Here is a 15,528-nt window from a genome sequence, read left to right on the forward strand (position 1 = left end):
CACTCGCCCCAGGCCAGTTCAACTTTCAGTACAATATGAAAACCAGTTTTTGCCCCAGTCATCTCATTATTCTTCTTTGCGTTACATTGGTATTGGTATCACCACTATCAGTTTCAGCCAACCCACACGAATATCTGTTTGATAATGGTCTTAAACTGGTTATCAAAGAAGATCATCGTTCGCCAGTGGTCATTCAGCAGGTCTGGTACAAGGCCGGCAGTATGGATGAAGTCAACGGGACAACCGGCGTGGCACATGCACTGGAACACATGATGTTCAAGGGAACTGACAGTGTGCCTACCGGTGAATTTTCCAGAAGAATTGCGGCCGTCGGCGGCAAGGAGAATGCTTTTACCAGTAGTGACTACACTGCTTATTATCAGCAGCTGCACCAGCGCCACTTGCCAATGGCAATGGAACTTGAATCCGACCGCATGCACAATCTGCAGCTGACACAAGAAGAATTTTCCAAGGAAATACAGGTTGTAATGGAAGAAAGAAGGCTGCGCACGGATGATCAGGCACACGCATTACTGTACGAAAAACTAATGGCGACAGCCTTTCAGGCACACCCCTATCGTCGCCCAATTATTGGTTGGATGAATGATCTGGAACATATGCAGGTAAGTGATGCGCGGGATTGGTATAAGCGCTGGTATGCGCCCAATAATGCGGTACTGGTGGTGGTAGGAGATGTTGATCCGGAAAGCGTGCTCGCACTGGCAAAAAAATATTACGGAAGATTCAGCGCTGGTAAAGTTCCATCGCTGTCTGAACGCAAGCCACAAATTGAACCACCTCAAATGGGAATCAAGCGACTGGTAGTAAAGGCACCTGCAAAACTCCCGCATCTGATCATGGGATACAAAGCTCCTGTACTCAAAGATCCCAAAAATGACTGGGAGCCCTACGCGCTGACTATTCTGGCTGAAATACTGGATGGCAACGCTGCAGCAAGACTTAATAAAACCTTGGTACGCGAAACACGTATTGCCATCTCGGCTGATGCCGGCTATAGCGCTATTGAGCGTGGCCCTGGTACTTTTTATATTGATGGGACTCCCAGCGAAGGCAGAACAGTAGATGAGCTGGAACAGTCGATACGTGCTGAAATCGACAAAATTATACAGTCCGGAATCACTCAGGAAGAACTTGCTCGTGTTAAGGCACAGGTAGTAGCAAGTCGTACTTATCAGCTTGACTCCACTTTTGCGCAGGCGATGCAGATCGGCAGACTGGAAAGCATCGGACTATCCCACCGGGATGCAGATATTATTCTGGAACAGTTGCAGGCAGTTACGGCAGAGCAAGTCAGGAATGTCGCTGAGAAGTATCTGATAGATGATTCGCTAACTGTGGCCGTGCTGGATCCGCAGCCTTTATCGGAAACTTCTTCTCCCCGGAACAACAATATTGAACTGAAACACTAACCTTGCCTATCTTCTCGAAAGACAAAGGAAAGGTAGCCGTGTTAGCAGTTACTCATTATTATTTCCAGGGCTGCACCATCTGTAAACTGTTGATTCTTTTTCGACTCCCTTAATTGTCAAATGCATCGCCCGATTCGCGCTCTCATTGACTGTACTGCTTTACAGCACAACCTTTCTGTTGTCCGCAGCCACACTCGCCAGGCTCGCATCATGGCTGTTGTCAAAGCCGATGCCTACGGCCACGGTTTACTCCGTACCACACAGGCACTAAATACAGTGGATGGATTTGCAGTACTTGAACTGGAAGCAGCGATCCAGCTAAGAGAAGCTGGATTTAATCAACCGGTTTTACTTCTGGAAGGATTTTTCTCGGCAGAAGAGCTGGAGATAATGGATCATTATCAGCTAAGTACGGTTATTCACAGTCATGAGCAGCTATCACTACTGCTGGCACACAGAAAGACAGGAAAACCGGATATCTACCTCAAGATCAATACCGGCATGAATCGCCTTGGTTTCAGGCCTGAAGAAGAAAGTTCCGTATTGAACAGAATCAGGCAATGGCGTTCAGATGCCAGCATTACACTGATGACACATTTTTCCTGTGCGGATGACGCTCTGGAAGCAGATCAAGTTAATCAGCAACTGGATCAGTTTGCAGCACTTCACGATGTAAAAGAAAATAATCTACCCCAAACGCTGGCTAATTCCGCAGCAATTTTACGTTATCCCGGAACACATGCGAACTGGGTACGCCCTGGTATAGTCCTCTACGGTGCATCGCCCCTGCCGGACAAAACAGGTATTGAACTGGGATTACGGCCTGTCATGACACTAACCAGCCAGATCATCGCTGTACAACAGCTTGACCCATCAGACAGAGTGGGCTACGGCGGGCAGTTTATCGCAGATCAGCCAATGCGTATCGGAGTTGTTGCAGCCGGTTATGCAGATGGATACCCACGTCATGCACCTACCGGAACCCCGGTATTGGTTAATGGCCAGCGCACACGGTTGGTCGGGCGCATTTCAATGGATATGCTAACTGTCGATCTGAATGGGATTAGCGAAGCGGGGGTGGGAAGCCCGGTAACCCTCTGGGGAGAAGGATTACCGGTAGAAGAAGTTGCAAAATCAGCACAAACTATCAGTTACGAGCTTCTGACAGCACTCTCTCCCAGAGTACCAACCATTAGTATAAGCTGATGGTTACAGATTTTCTATTTCTATTGATCCCTGATTATTCAACTTTGGCATTTTTACGCAACGATTCAACCACCGCTGCAAACTTGCGCTGTAATACTCGTTGCTGCATATTTTGTTTGACTTCGTCAAAGGAAGGTGGAACAGCAGTACGCACATCATCCAGACGAATTACATGCCAGCCAAAGGGAGTTTGTACTGGCTGACTGGTTGTTTCGCCTTTTTTCAGTTTGGTCAATGCATCAGAAAAAGGTTTAACATAAACTGCCGACGAGCTCCAACCCAGCTCTCCACCATTACTCTTGCTGCCGGTATCAATGGAGCGCTCGCTAGCCAGTTTCTCAAACACACCACCTTTTTTCAGTGAAGCAACCAGATCCTTGGCTTCCTGCTCGGTTTCCACAAGAATATGGCGCGCTTTGTATTCTTTATCACCCATCTGTGATTTTACTGATTCATATTCCTTGCGTAATTCATCATCACTAACCGGATTGTTTCGCATAAAATCAGCCTGATACGCCCTGATCAATATTCCCTGGCGCGCAAGATCAATCTGTGTGACAACATCCGGATTACGGTCAAGCCCCTTTTTTATTGCTTCTTGTGTCAATACTTCTTCCGTGATGAGATTTTCGCGCAAAGCATTTCTCATTTCAGCTGAATCGGGTTGACCTTGCGCTGTTGCTGCCTTGATCACCAGGTCAAGGCGTGATTGTGGTATCGCCATACCGTTAACTTTGGCAACTGTACCACTGCCCTGGGCACTTAAGGGCGTAGTACATACAAATCCCAGTACAGCAAGTGGTACATAGAGAAACTTGGTTAAGCGCATAAAATTTCCTTTAAATAGTAAAGTAGTTGACAAATTTTATCTGAATTATCTAAAAAGCATACACTTTAACAAAACACAGATAAGTTCTTTTTTGAAAATAAACAAGCTTTCACAGATTCCTTTTGAAAATATCCAAGCCTGAATAAACTAGAAAAAATCTCTGATCATCACCAATTTATTCAGGCAAAACCTTCCTGAACGGTTTTACGGCTACTTTTGCATAAATACCAGCTACCAGGTATGGATCAGCATCTGCCCATTCCTGAGCGGCATTCAGCGACGCAAATTCTGCCACTATCAGGCTTCCGGTAAAACCTGCCGGCCCAGGATCCACGCTATCAATCGCCGGACATGGACCTGCCAATAATAATCTCCCCTGTTCCTGTAATTCCTGGATTCGCGCCAAATGTGCAGGCCGGTTAACTACCCGTTGCGCCAGACTATCGGGAACATCTTCACCGTATATTAAATAGAGCATGCTATTTTCTCTTGGTCAGTACAAATCTCACACAGAGTTCTTTGTGGCAGATCTGAATATATAAGCTTTATTACCACAATTAATAATTTCCCAAGAACCTGTTCAATATCTCACTGAAGGGCGCATTACGGCGTTGAAATTGAATTCAAAATGCTTAATACTTCAAGTATGCTCTGCTTTCTTGTTCAACTTTGCCTTGCATTGCATCCCTTGATCGAGATCTTGAACAGGCTCTAAGCCAAGACAGGCGGCAGAAGGGCAACCAGGGCATTACGTTCATTTGTTGCCGTTCCCAGCAAGGCAAAACCATGTAAATTACCAGCTTCATCCTGATACAAGGCTTTCATGCCATTCTCAACAGTTTTAATTTTCCACTCACCTTCTGCCCCAGGATCGGGAGGCGAGATAACCGCCGGGCAGGCAGGTGTTTTGACCATTACCGGCATTGCCGGGTAGCGCAGTAACGTCGGGTTACCGGCAATTGTTGCAGCCAGAGCTCGACCAGCATGCGAAATTGGCAGAATAAAGGGTAATACTCTCCCGGCCACTTCTGCACAATCACCCAAGGCATAGATATTCTGAATACTGGACTGCAAATAACGGTCAACCACGATTCCACGATTAATCTGAATTCCTGCTGCTACAGCTAAATCAGTACGTGGTTTCAAACCAATGGCGGACAGCACCATGTCGGCCTGAACAACCCCTCCTCCTTTGTAATATAAATGATAGTATCCGTTCTCCTTGCTTATCTTCTCAACAGTTGTACCGAGCAGAAATTTAACACCTGCCGCTGACAACTTCTCTCGAAAAAAATGTCCGGCTTCGGAAGGAAGCAACCGACCTAATGGTTGTGGACTCAAGTCAAAAATGCTTACCTGATAGCCTTTTGCCACAAGATCGTTGGCAAACTCGCAACCAATCAAGCCGGCGCCCAGTATAGCGACATGACGCTTATTTTCCAGGCTCTCACGAAATCTCCGGTAATCATCCAGATCATTAATGGATAGTATGTCATCCGCGCCGTTTCCAGGTATTGGCAGACGTATCGGATCAGCTCCCAATGCCAATACGAGCCGGCTATAAGTCAGCTGTGTACCATTTTCGAAATAAACATTATTCGCAGCCACATCAAGTGTATCGACGCGCGTATAAGGCTGCACTGTGATACCCAGTTGTCCGGACATCTGTTCCGAGCTCGTGCTCAGAATGGAATCAGGTGTTTTACCTGTTGCCAAAGCATTGGATAACATGGGCTTTGAATAAAAACCACCATGATCGGCAGATAAGAGAGTGATTGGCACAGCAGAATCCAATCTCCGCAGCTCGCGTACAACCGTATAACCTGCCAGCCCGCTTCCTATAACTACGACAGGCAATTGACTCATATTGATATACCCTGTTTGATCACAATCAATTTATCTCCTCTCTTTTCGCCCAAACCAGCGAACAATCGAATTCATACAAGCATTCCCACTCTTTCAGGACTTCGCAACTACGCGGCAACCAGCATGTACCTTAGCTTTTTATTGTACCTCAACCCCAAAAATTCCAGCGACATATAGGATTAGATTACACATAGAAATACCTTATCCCGGCACTTGATGTTGTGAAATATGTCACCATATATCCGTTTGCTTTGAACGATTACTTTTTATTACATTCAAAATCAGACACGCGTATTAATAAACCTGAAGGAAGAGGATGATGAAACGGATTTTTCTTTTTATTGTAACGAACTTGGCCATACTGGTAATGCTGAGTATAACCCTGCGTTTGCTCGGTGTTGACCGCATACTGGATGCTGAAGGCAGTGGATTAAATTTTAATGCTCTACTGGTTTTATCGGTTGTAATAGGATTTGGCGGTTCGTTCATCTCGCTTGCCATGTCCAAATGGAGTGCCAAGCACATGACGGGGGCCACGGTCATTGAAATCCCTTCAAATTCTACCGAAGGCTGGCTGGTGGAAACTGTCCGCCGGCAGGCCAAAGCAGCCGGCGTGGGTATGCCTGAAGTAGCCATTTACGATTCACCTGATATTAATGCATTCGCAACAGGAATGAACAGAAACAATGCATTGGTAGCAGTCAGCTCAGGATTGCTGCAAAAAATGAGTCGTGACGAGGCTGAAGCGGTACTGGCTCACGAAGTCAGTCATATTGCCAATGGCGACATGGTAACGTTGGCATTGATTCAGGGTGTGGTGAATACATTTGTGATTTTCCTCTCCCGTATCATCGGCCATGTAATTGATCGCGCTGTCTTCAGAACGGAAGAGGGACATGGCCCTGCCTATTTCATTACCAGCCTTATCGCACAACTGGTACTGGGCATACTCGCCACGACTATCGTAATGTGGTTCAGTCGTCAGCGTGAATTCCGCGCAGATGCCGGGAGTGCACAGATTTCCGGAAGAGATAAAATGATTGCCGCACTACGTCGATTACAACAGGAATATGAGCCATCTCATTTGCCGGATAAGATCGCTGCTTTTGGAATCTCTGGACAAAAGAGCCAGATTGGGCGTCTGTTCATGTCGCACCCCCCTCTGGAAGAACGTATTCAGGCATTACAATCTGCCTGATAGAGCAGCCGGAGCTGGTGAATCCTTACACCGGCTCCGGTAAAAATGTAAATAACCATCTGATTGAATTCAATCATCAATGATTATTTCCTCATCATCAAAATCTACTGACTCTTCTGCGGATGAAGTACCGTTGTTTTGAATCAGGCTATCACGCCTCTGTAAATAAGCATCGCGTACAAACTCGTATTTATCCAGTGAAGCTTCCTCCAGCGTCTTATCCAGATCCAGCAACTGCTCACGCCTATCGATAAATTCCATAGTAGCAACAGGCGTACGCACAGTCAGTAGATCAAATCCGGTATAAATAGCTCGTGCAGGATGAATGAATGTGCTATCCACACCAAGTCCAACTGCATCCCTTACAGTACTGGGCCCCAGTATCGGCAATACGAGGTAGGGTCCACTACCAACACCATAAAAACCCAGTGTTTGGCCAAAATCTTCGTTGCGCTTATTGATGTCAATATCGCTCACCTGAGTGATATCACTGGCCAGATCAATAGCTCCCAACATCCCAAAAGTTGTGTTAATCACCACACGTGTTGTGCTCGCCATTGCATCCATAAATTTCAGCTGCAGCAGGGAGTTCGCAGCAATGACAACATCATCAAGATTAGAAAAGAAGTTTCCGACAATCATTCTGAGTGGGGGTGGTAAGAACCGTTGATATCCCCTGGCAACAGGTTCCACTACAATTTCATCAAGCTTTTCATTAAATGAAAATATTGCTCGGTTCATGGATTCCAAAGGATCGTGCCGATTATCTGTGGTAGCACAACCTGATAGTGCACTGCCTAATGACAGAATCACGAAAAATTTTCGGAAATAAAGAGAGTAAACAACCATAATTTGTTAATTATTCTTTATTATGAATTTGACATTTTGCCACGACTGCAAGAATCGCAACAAGCCGGTTGGAAAAAATATAAACGGCACCCAGCCTCACGAATTGAATCTTTTATTTATATGTCGTGAATTGCACTCTTTGGTATCTCTTACGCTTTTTGACTGAAAACACGATCGGCTGCTTCCAAAGTTTTGTCGATTTCCACATCACCGTGCGCAATAGAGACGAAGCCTGCTTCGAAAGCCGAAGGTGCGAAATAAATACCTTCTTTCAGCATGGCATGAAAAAAGCGGTTAAACGCTTCACGGTCACTCTCCATCATTTCCGTAAAACTTTCTGGTGGTGTTTTTCTGAAATAAATTCCAAACATCCCACCCACTGCCTGCGCACTAAATGCCACGCCATTTTTTATGGCGACAGAAGTCAGACCGTCTGTTAACTTACGTGCCATCACTGACAGTTTGTCAAAAAAACCAGGAGTCTGTATTTGACGCAAAGTTTCTAATCCAGCAGCAACTGCAACCGGATTGCCGGAAAGTGTACCTGCTTGATACACGGGTCCCAATGGTGCAAGGCATTCCATTACATCACGCCGTCCGCCAAACGCTGCCATGGGCAAGCCTCCACCGATTACTTTCCCCAGAATGGTTAGATCCGGCCTGATACCATATAACCCTTGGGCACATTCCAGGCCAACGCGGAAACCTGTCATTACCTCGTCCAGAATCAGCAAACTGCCATACTTTGTACATAGTGCACGCAGTGTTTCCAGAAACTGGGGAGTTGCCTTGATCAAATTCATATTGCCCGCCACTGGTTCGACGATCACAGCAGCAATCTCAGAGCCAAACTTACTAAAGGTTTCTTCCATCCCGGCAACATCGTTATAGTCCAGCACCAGAGTATGTCCCGCTGTTTCAGCGGGAACCCCTGCTGAACTGGGATGACCGAAAGTCAATGCACCTGAACCTGCTTTAACCAGCAATGCATCATCGTGCCCGTGGTAACAACCTTCAAACTTGATAATCCGGTTTCTGCCGGTATAACCACGCGCGAGCCGAATAGCACTCATTCCAGCTTCTGTACCGGAACTTACTAGCCGTACCAGTTCCAGGGAAGGCAATAACCGACATAACAATTCGGCTATTTCCAGCTCTGCTGCCGTCGGAGCACCAAAAGAAGTGCCACGGCTTGCCGCATCCCGAACAGCTCTGACAATATCAGGGTGCGCATGCCCAAGAATAAGCGGCCCCCACGATCCAACATAATCAATATAGGACTTTCCTTCCACATCCCAAAAATAGGCACCCTGCCCACGCTGAAAAAAAACAGGTGTACCTCCCACAGACTTAAAAGCACGTACTGGTGAATTAACACCTCCCGGAATGTACTGCTGGGAACGCTCGAATAGTTGTTGATTAGTGATCGTCATTGGAATATTTGCTTAAAAATTATCGAAATTGATGGTTCAACAGAATAGCTTTGAAAAATGCCGGGCAGCAGACTGGATATCTTGTGCGCCGAACAGTGCCTGACTAACAGCGACGGCATCACATCCACGGGTAATCAGCGCCTCAGCATTGTCCAGATTGATGCCACCGATTGCCACAATGGGAATATTCAACGTTTTTTTTGCAGCATCAAGCAGATGAATCGGTGCTTGATATGTATCAATCTTAGTCATTGACGGATAAAAAGCACCAAATGCAACATAATTTGCTCCCGCCTTTCCAGCTTCAATTGCACGACTGAGCTGATTGTAGCAGGAGACACCAATGATTTTATTCTGACCGAGATAGTGTCTAGCTGCCGCCACAGAAGTATCTTCTCCACCCACGTGCAAACCTTCGGCATCGATCTCCATGACTAAATCCATATGATCATTAATAATCAGAGGAACTTGAAACTGCCTGCAGAGAAGATGAATTTCCAGGACTTGCATCAATCGCAGTCGACTGTTGGCCTTTTTATTCCTGTACTGAAGCCAGCTTATGCCGCCAACCAATACGTGATAAACCATTTCACATAGTTGATCGATATCTTCAATATCAGGTGTGATTGCATAAAGGCCGCTCACCCTAATCCGATCCATAGGATCAATCATCGGAGCCGTCGGCTTCCTCTTCCAAATTATCACTTTCCATCCAAAAAAATCTGTCTGGTATGTATTGTCCCATTCCGGGGCGGAAGCCTGCCTTGAGTGTATGCCAGGTAAATTCCTGTGCCTCATAGACGCTGTCCGTAATTGACATACCATGAGCAAGTGAAGCCGCTATTGCAGATGACAAGGTGCACCCCGAGCCATGAAACGATCCCGGCAAACGCTGCCATGCATCAGATCGGACGATACCATTGACATCGTAAAGTACGTTAACCACTTGTGGTGTATTTTCATGAGCACCCTTAATAAGCACGTAACTGCAACCCCATTGCAACAATTGATCTGCACTTTGCTTCAAATTTAGAATCTCCAGATCATCTTCGTGATCAAGCGCAATACGCCTGGCCTCAATACTGTTAGGGGTAATAATTGTCGCCTGGGAAAATAACATCTCACGCATGGCAGAAATTACTTCTTCATTGGCAAACATGTCGCCACGACTGGAAGCCAGCACTGGATCAAGTACCAGTGGAATATCCGGATAATCCGATATAACTTCAGCAATAGCTGCGACAATTTCGACACTGCCCAGCATGCCAATCTTGAATGCTTGTACCGGCATATCTTGCAACACGGTTCTCGCCTGATCAATAACCCATTCAGGATCCATCACGAATATATCCTCGACACCAGTTGTGTCCTGAACGGTTACAGCTGTGAGTACAGTGAGCGGATGACAACCCATTCCGGCAAGAGTCAGTATATCCGCCTGAATACCGGCGCCCCCGCTTGGGTCACTCGCAGCGAAGGATAGTACAATTGGAGGTGGTAGTGACATGCATTAATACCGTAAAATGTTATTTTAACTTAAGCAAATCTACTTATCTATTATGACTACAGAAAGTAACCAGGATTATTACCGCTATATGTGCATGATTTGTGGCTTTATATACGATGAAGCAGAAGGGTGGCCACAAGATGGCATCCCCGCTGGAACCCGCTGGGAAGATGTTCCCATGAACTGGACCTGCCCTGAATGTGGCGCACGAAAAGAAGATTTCGAAATGGTGAAAATGTAATGCGCATTCTTCATGCCATGTTGCGGGTGGGTAATCTGGAGCGTTCGATCCGGTTTTATACCGATGTACTTGGAATGCAGGTGCTGCGCCGCAAAGACTACCAGGAAGGAAAATTCACATTGGTGTTTGTTGGTTACCAAAGTGAAGCAGAAGGTACCGTTCTGGAGCTGACGCATAACTGGGAAACGGATCATTACGACCTCGGAACAGGTTTCGGACACATTGCAATCGAAGTAGACAATGCCTATGAAGCCTGTGAAAAGGCTAGGAACCTGGGAGGTCACGTCACGCGAGAGGCTGGCCCGATGAAACATGGAACTACCGTAATTGCTTTCATAGAAGATCCGGATGGGTACAAGATTGAATTTATTCAAAAGAAAACAGTAACAGTGTAACTGATGTCGCCATGGAGAGCTTGGCTGTAGCATAGCGCTCAGCCACTCAAAACTATACTTGCAGTCCGTGCTGAACATAACCTGCAGTTTATTGTCTGGCAAAGAAGGGGGCAGATAAATTTCAGAACCACCAAAGCAACAGTAATTGCTTAATATCAAAATAATCAATTATATAAACAAGTGAATAAAATGAACACGATAACCCATGAAGAAGCAAATACAGTTCAACCCCCGTTATTTTTTACCGATAGCGCTGCCAGCAAGGTAAAAGAACTGATTGAAGAAGAAGCAAACCAGGCACTCAAACTGAGAGTTTTCGTCAGCGGAGGGGGCTGCTCCGGATTTCAATATGGTTTCACATTTGATGAAATCATCAATGAAGATGACTTTGTAATAGAAAAGCAAGGAGTCAGGCTTCTGGTGGATTCAATGAGTGTTCAATATCTGCTGGGAGCAGAAATCGATTATCAGGAAAATGCCCAGGGTGCACAGTTTGTTATCAAGAATCCAGCTGCAGCCAGTACCTGTGGATGTGGCTCCTCATTCTCGGTCTGAGAATCTGTTCAAGGGATGTAGTGCAAGGCAAAATTGAACGAGAAAGCGGAGCATCCTTGAAGGATGTGGGCATTTTGAGTTCAATTTCAACACCGTAATGCACCCTTCAGTAAGATATTGAACAGATTCTGAAGAATTTTCAGGCAGGATAAATCGCACCCAGTACCCGCCTGCCGGTTGCGCCTGTCACGGCGGGAAAATTTCCAGGAGCACGTTCAATCGATTGTCGCGCCAGCCACGCAAATGCACACGCCTCCACCCAATCAGCATCGATACCTAACACATCGGTTTTCCTGATCTCGCGATCCGGTAATTCCTGCTGTAGCCGAGTAACAAGGGAGTCATTATGCGCCCCTCCCCCACACAAATAGAGTTCACGGGCTATCGGATAGTAAGTTCGTATTGAGTTGGCAATCGTTCGTACAGTCAGTTGCAGTAACGTGGATTGAACATCCTGTGCAACTTCCTTGCCGGTCAAATAGGGCTGCAACCAGTCAAGATCAAACATCTCTCTACCTGTACTTTTGGGAGGTGGCAGAGAAAAATACGGAAAACTCAGCAGATCTTTCAGCAGACAGTCAATCACTTTGCCTGAGCTTGCCCATAATCCGTTTCGATCATAGCGCTCGCCTGTATGCTGCAGACACCAAGCATCCATTAACATATTCCCCGGGCCGCAATCAAAACCACTTGCGCCATTCCGGGCAGGCAGGCTGGTAATATTGGCAATCCCGCCAATATTAATGATCAGACGGTGAACGCTCGGGTGAGAAAATATCTCCTGATGAAATGCAGGAACCAGTGGCGCTCCCTGCCCGCCAGCAGCAATATCACGATTTCTGAAATCTGTTACAACAGTAATATCTGTCAACTCCGCCAGCAGAGCGCCGTTCACCAGCTGGATGCTATACATATTTTCCGGTTGCGGACAATGTCTGATGGTCTGTCCATGACAGCCAATTGCCATAATCTCCTCGGAATTAACCTTGGTTTTTTCAAGCAAGCACACCACCGCTTCTGCATATAACCTTGATAAGCGATTGCCTGATAAAGCCGCGCGATGTAATTCATTTTCACCACTCTGATTCAGGCCCAATAATTCCACCTGAAGAGACGGATCGTAAGGAACATAACAGGTATCAATGAGTGAGAATGACGATCCGAAAAAATTTACCAGTACTGCATCGATACCATCCAGACTGGTACCCGACATAATGCCAATGTAATACATTTCACCTGCCTTTGCAGACGACTGTCCGGGCTGAATCAGTTCAATGCAGCAAAGCTGGTATTGCGCAGCAAATCAAGCCGGGAAGTCAGTTCCCTGGTTTGTCTGCGAAAAACCGAATAATGTTTTTTACTGACGGGCTGTGCTGCCGGCATTACAATTTTGGAAGGATCACGCTGAACTCCGTTTATCCGCAACTCATAATGAAGGTGGGGACCGGTCGCCATCCCGGTTGATCCAACAAAACCAATAATATCGCCTTGTTTAATGCGCATTCCTTTCTGTAGCTTTTTATTAAAGCCCGACAAGTGGCCATATGCGGAGCTATATTGGGCATCGTGCTTAAGTACAACCAGATTACCGTAGCCACTCTGCTTGCCTTTAAACTCAACAGTACCATTTGCTGTCGCCATCACAGGCGTTCCGGTCGGAGCAGCATAGTCAATTCCTCTGTGAGCTCGCCAGCGTTTCAAGATGGGATGGTAGCGCGCATGAGTAAACCCGGAACTGATCCGGGAAAATTTCAAAGGTGCCATCAGAAATGGTTTGCTCAGACTTTCTCCCTCTGGTGTGTAATAACCGCCCTCATCACCCGATGGCTGAAAATAGACAGCGCGCCTGGATTTCTCCTTGTTGAAAAACTCTACCGCAAGCACACGCCCGACTTGTGTTTTCCCGCTTTCATCCTGTGTGGATTCATAAACAACCGTAAAACGATCACCCTTTCGGATATCACGGTGAAAATCAATACTGCTGGAAAATATATCAATCATCTGAGAGGCAATTGTGCTCGGCAAATCAGCTTTATCAACGGCCGCAAACAATGATGAGCTAATCATTCCCGAACCTACCAGGACACGCGTATCACCTTCGGCTGACTGCTCGTTCAGCTCAAATGTCCCATCGACTTTTTCAACCTGAAACTGCTCACCATTTCCGTAAAAATAGCGCAGTGCCAGCAATTCTCCGTCCGGCCGAGTTTCCGCATGAATAATTTCCCCCGGTTTAAGCTGGCTCATCGCCCGACTCCCCCGGACAGTATCCAGAAAGCGGCTCTTGTCTTTTTGACTGATTTCAAGACGAGCAAGAATCGCTGAAATGGTATCTCCCCGACGTATGCTTTCCTGATGCCAGAAAGTCATTTCAGGATCAGAAGACGCAAACTTTTCCGGTAATGGCAAGGCACGAACTATTTTTTTATTGGGTATTTCCTGAAGGGAAGAATCCGGGACAATTCCGAAAGCGGTAACCATTCCGAATAACGGCAAACTGGACAAGATAGTAATCCAACGTACCTTTTTTTGTGCGAAAACAGCGAGTTTTTGCGCTAGAATGTTTTTTCTTTTACGAGGTGATTGGTAGTAAATCAAATGCCATCACTCCTATTCGTCTGTTGGAAATTTTTCAAGTCTAACACGGAAAAGCATAAATATAATGACGACTGATTTTTTACTGGCTGGCCGTGTCTGAGTCAATTATTCATCAACTTCAAGTAATCAAACGGGGCTGTCAGGAACTGCTGATTGAGGAGGAGCTCACGCAAAGACTCACCAAAAATCAGCCTCTAAGGATCAAAGCCGGCTTTGATCCTACCGCACCGGATTTGCACTTAGGGCATACCGTTCTGCTGAACAAACTGCGCCAGCTTCAGGAGCTTGGCCACCACATCTTGTTCCTGATCGGTGACTTTACTGGAATGATCGGCGACCCCAGCGGTAAAAACGCGACGCGCCCACCGCTGACACGCGAGCAGATTGCACAAAATGCAGAAACTTACACATCTCAGGTATTCAAAATACTTAAACCTGAGCAAACAGAAGTGGTTTTCAATTCAACCTGGATGGACAAATTTAGTGCAGCTGACCTGGTCAGACTGACCTCCACTTATACCGTCGCACGTATGCTTGAGCGGGATGATTTCAGCAAGCGCTATCATGAGAATCGGCCAATCGCTATCCATGAATTTCTTTATCCGCTTGTGCAGGGTTACGATTCAGTGGCGCTGAAAGCCGATCTCGAACTGGGCGGCACCGATCAAAAATTCAATTTACTGGTGGGACGTGAATTACAGAAGCACTACGGCCAATCGCCCCAATGCATACTAACCATGCCACTTTTGGAAGGGATGGATGGTGTCCAAAAAATGTCCAAATCGCTCAACAACTATGTGGGCATTAATGAAACACCTACTGAAATATTCGGCAAACTGATGTCAATCAGTGACACCCTGATGTGGCGTTACATTGAATTATTGTCTTTTGAATCACTGAATACCATACGCCAGTGGCAACATGAAGTGGAATCAGGCCGCAATCCACGTGACATCAAGGTGCAATTCGCACAGGAAATTGTGGCACGCTTCCATAACCAGACGGCTGCCACTCAAGCCATACAGGATTTTGAGACACGTTTCAGCAAAGGTGCTATTCCTGATGATATTCTAGAAAAAAAACTGTATGTCCAGGGCACAGAACTGGCTGTACCTCAACTACTCAAACTGACCGGATTAACCACCAGCACCAGTGAAGCTCTGCGTATGATCGAGCAGGGTGGTGTAAAGTTGGGTGGTAGCAAGGTCAGTGACAAAACCCAAACTATTCCTGTCAATACGACAGTTATTGCCCAAGTCGGGAAAAGGAAATTCGCAAAAATAACACTTTTGCCTGGTCAAGATGACATATAAATATGCCTCTCTGTAAAATCAATGCCGTCTATATAAGTTATATGACAACATTGTTTATCTGACCCGAAAAATATCAATATGTGAATTCGACCATAACGGTACCGCCAA

At 46.2% G+C, this 15,528-nt stretch carries 16 protein-coding genes; 7 read left to right on the forward strand and 9 right to left on the reverse strand.

What is annotated here, in order from left to right; genetic code table 11:
- Positions 1-35: 35 nt before the first annotated feature.
- Entirely contained in the window at positions 36-1,430 is a 1,395-nt protein-coding gene (locus BM331_RS00220; RefSeq protein WP_074925785.1) for a M16 family metallopeptidase, read from the forward strand.
- Positions 1,431-1,550: 120 nt separating this feature from the next.
- Positions 1,551-2,636, forward strand: coding sequence for an alanine racemase (alr, locus tag BM331_RS00225; RefSeq protein ID WP_074925787.1), 1,086 nt, complete (start codon positions 1,551-1,553; stop codon positions 2,634-2,636).
- A 34-nt stretch (positions 2,637-2,670) separates the two neighbouring features.
- Here alr and BM331_RS00230 read toward each other — a convergent pair whose 3' ends face one another.
- The 3 genes from BM331_RS00230 to BM331_RS00240 all read right to left on the reverse strand — a co-directional run bounded on the left by BM331_RS00230 (position 2,671) and on the right by BM331_RS00240 (position 5,331).
- A complete protein-coding gene (locus tag BM331_RS00230; RefSeq protein ID WP_074925790.1) occupies positions 2,671-3,465 on the reverse strand; it encodes a peptidyl-prolyl cis-trans isomerase in 795 nt (264 codons plus the stop codon).
- 175 nt (positions 3,466-3,640) lie between these two features.
- Positions 3,641-3,943: a YciI family protein gene (locus tag BM331_RS00235; protein WP_074925791.1), complete on the reverse strand. Its 303-nt coding sequence runs from the start codon at positions 3,941-3,943 to the stop codon at positions 3,641-3,643.
- Between the two features lie 233 nt (positions 3,944-4,176).
- Positions 4,177-5,331 carry an NAD(P)/FAD-dependent oxidoreductase gene (locus BM331_RS00240; protein ID WP_074925795.1) on the reverse strand — a complete coding sequence of 385 codons (1,155 nt, stop codon included), beginning with the start codon at positions 5,329-5,331 and terminating at the stop codon, positions 4,177-4,179.
- 319 nt (positions 5,332-5,650) lie between these two features.
- Here BM331_RS00240 and htpX point away from each other — a divergent pair, with 319 nt between their 5' ends.
- Entirely contained in the window at positions 5,651-6,529 is an 879-nt protein-coding gene (gene htpX / locus BM331_RS00245) for a protease HtpX (protein WP_074925798.1), read from the forward strand.
- A 69-nt stretch (positions 6,530-6,598) separates the two neighbouring features.
- Here the strand turns inward: htpX and BM331_RS00250 are convergent, their stop codons facing one another.
- The 4 genes from BM331_RS00250 to thiD form a co-directional block, all read right to left on the reverse strand.
- Complete coding sequence (locus tag BM331_RS00250) at positions 6,599-7,378, reverse strand: MlaA family lipoprotein (RefSeq protein ID WP_083414637.1); 780 nt, start codon at positions 7,376-7,378, stop codon at positions 6,599-6,601.
- 149 nt (positions 7,379-7,527) lie between these two features.
- The gene (gene hemL, locus BM331_RS00255; protein ID WP_074925801.1) at positions 7,528-8,811 is read right to left on the reverse strand and encodes a glutamate-1-semialdehyde 2,1-aminomutase; all 1,284 of its coding nucleotides are present in this window, start codon (positions 8,809-8,811) and stop codon (positions 7,528-7,530) included.
- 36 nt (positions 8,812-8,847) lie between these two features.
- Positions 8,848-9,483, reverse strand: a complete 636-nt coding sequence (gene thiE / locus BM331_RS00260) for a thiamine phosphate synthase (protein WP_074925804.1) — start codon at positions 9,481-9,483, stop codon at positions 8,848-8,850.
- Complete coding sequence (gene thiD, locus BM331_RS00265) at positions 9,476-10,318, reverse strand: bifunctional hydroxymethylpyrimidine kinase/phosphomethylpyrimidine kinase (RefSeq protein ID WP_074925806.1); 843 nt, start codon at positions 10,316-10,318, stop codon at positions 9,476-9,478. The genes thiE and thiD overlap by 8 nt, the downstream gene beginning before the upstream one ends.
- Positions 10,319-10,370: 52 nt before the next feature.
- On the opposite strand from thiD, the gene BM331_RS00270 reads away from it, so the two are divergent.
- From BM331_RS00270 to erpA, 3 genes are all read left to right on the forward strand, one after another.
- Positions 10,371-10,559, forward strand: coding sequence for a rubredoxin (locus tag BM331_RS00270; protein ID WP_074925809.1), 189 nt, complete (start codon positions 10,371-10,373; stop codon positions 10,557-10,559).
- Complete coding sequence (gene gloA / locus BM331_RS00275; protein ID WP_074925810.1) at positions 10,559-10,954, forward strand: lactoylglutathione lyase; 396 nt, start codon at positions 10,559-10,561, stop codon at positions 10,952-10,954. The genes BM331_RS00270 and gloA overlap by 1 nt, the downstream gene beginning before the upstream one ends.
- A 189-nt stretch (positions 10,955-11,143) precedes the next feature.
- On the forward strand, positions 11,144-11,509 hold the full coding sequence (erpA, locus tag BM331_RS00280) for an iron-sulfur cluster insertion protein ErpA (RefSeq protein ID WP_011634592.1): 366 nt from the start codon (positions 11,144-11,146) through the stop codon (positions 11,507-11,509).
- Between the two features lie 139 nt (positions 11,510-11,648).
- Here the strand turns inward: erpA and BM331_RS00285 are convergent, their stop codons facing one another.
- Positions 11,649-12,740, reverse strand: coding sequence for an anhydro-N-acetylmuramic acid kinase (locus tag BM331_RS00285; RefSeq protein ID WP_074925813.1), 1,092 nt, complete (start codon positions 12,738-12,740; stop codon positions 11,649-11,651).
- 35 nt (positions 12,741-12,775) lie between these two features.
- Positions 12,776-13,990 (reverse strand): peptidoglycan DD-metalloendopeptidase family protein, encoded by a 1,215-nt coding sequence (locus BM331_RS00290; RefSeq protein ID WP_371265313.1) that lies wholly within the window; start codon positions 13,988-13,990, stop codon positions 12,776-12,778.
- A 209-nt stretch (positions 13,991-14,199) separates the two neighbouring features.
- Here BM331_RS00290 and tyrS point away from each other — a divergent pair, with 209 nt between their 5' ends.
- Entirely contained in the window at positions 14,200-15,420 is a 1,221-nt protein-coding gene (gene tyrS / locus BM331_RS00295) for a tyrosine--tRNA ligase (RefSeq protein ID WP_074925818.1), read from the forward strand.
- Positions 15,421-15,528 lie beyond the last annotated feature (108 nt).

This window comes from Nitrosomonas eutropha, assembly GCF_900116685.1.
GTDB lineage: Bacteria > Pseudomonadota > Gammaproteobacteria > Burkholderiales > Nitrosomonadaceae > Nitrosomonas > Nitrosomonas eutropha_A.

Bases quoted from the DNA above. Each gene is read 5' to 3' on its own strand.
- BM331_RS00235 (WP_074925791.1), bottom strand. From the start codon at position 3,943: ATGCTCTATTTAATATACGGTGAAGATGTTCCCGATAGTCTGGCGCAA.
- BM331_RS00290 (WP_371265313.1), bottom strand. From the start codon at position 13,990: ATGGTTACCGCTTTCGGAATTGTCCCGGATTCTTCCCTTCAGGAAATA.
- thiE (WP_074925804.1), bottom strand. From the start codon at position 9,483: ATGATTGATCCTATGGATCGGATTAGGGTGAGCGGCCTTTATGCAATC.
- BM331_RS00250 (WP_083414637.1), bottom strand. From the start codon at position 7,378: ATGGTTGTTTACTCTCTTTATTTCCGAAAATTTTTCGTGATTCTGTCA.
- gloA (WP_074925810.1), top strand. From the start codon at position 10,559: ATGCGCATTCTTCATGCCATGTTGCGGGTGGGTAATCTGGAGCGTTCG.
- BM331_RS00270 (WP_074925809.1), top strand. From the start codon at position 10,371: ATGACTACAGAAAGTAACCAGGATTATTACCGCTATATGTGCATGATT.
- BM331_RS00230 (WP_074925790.1), bottom strand. From the start codon at position 3,465: ATGCGCTTAACCAAGTTTCTCTATGTACCACTTGCTGTACTGGGATTT.
- BM331_RS00240 (WP_074925795.1), bottom strand. From the start codon at position 5,331: ATGAGTCAATTGCCTGTCGTAGTTATAGGAAGCGGGCTGGCAGGTTAT.
- hemL (WP_074925801.1), bottom strand. From the start codon at position 8,811: ATGACGATCACTAATCAACAACTATTCGAGCGTTCCCAGCAGTACATT.
- BM331_RS00220 (WP_074925785.1), top strand. From the start codon at position 36: ATGAAAACCAGTTTTTGCCCCAGTCATCTCATTATTCTTCTTTGCGTT.
- thiD (WP_074925806.1), bottom strand. From the start codon at position 10,318: ATGTCACTACCACCTCCAATTGTACTATCCTTCGCTGCGAGTGACCCA.
- BM331_RS00285 (WP_074925813.1), bottom strand. From the start codon at position 12,740: ATGTATTACATTGGCATTATGTCGGGTACCAGTCTGGATGGTATCGAT.
- alr (WP_074925787.1), top strand. From the start codon at position 1,551: ATGCATCGCCCGATTCGCGCTCTCATTGACTGTACTGCTTTACAGCAC.
- htpX (WP_074925798.1), top strand. From the start codon at position 5,651: ATGAAACGGATTTTTCTTTTTATTGTAACGAACTTGGCCATACTGGTA.
- erpA (WP_011634592.1), top strand. From the start codon at position 11,144: ATGAACACGATAACCCATGAAGAAGCAAATACAGTTCAACCCCCGTTA.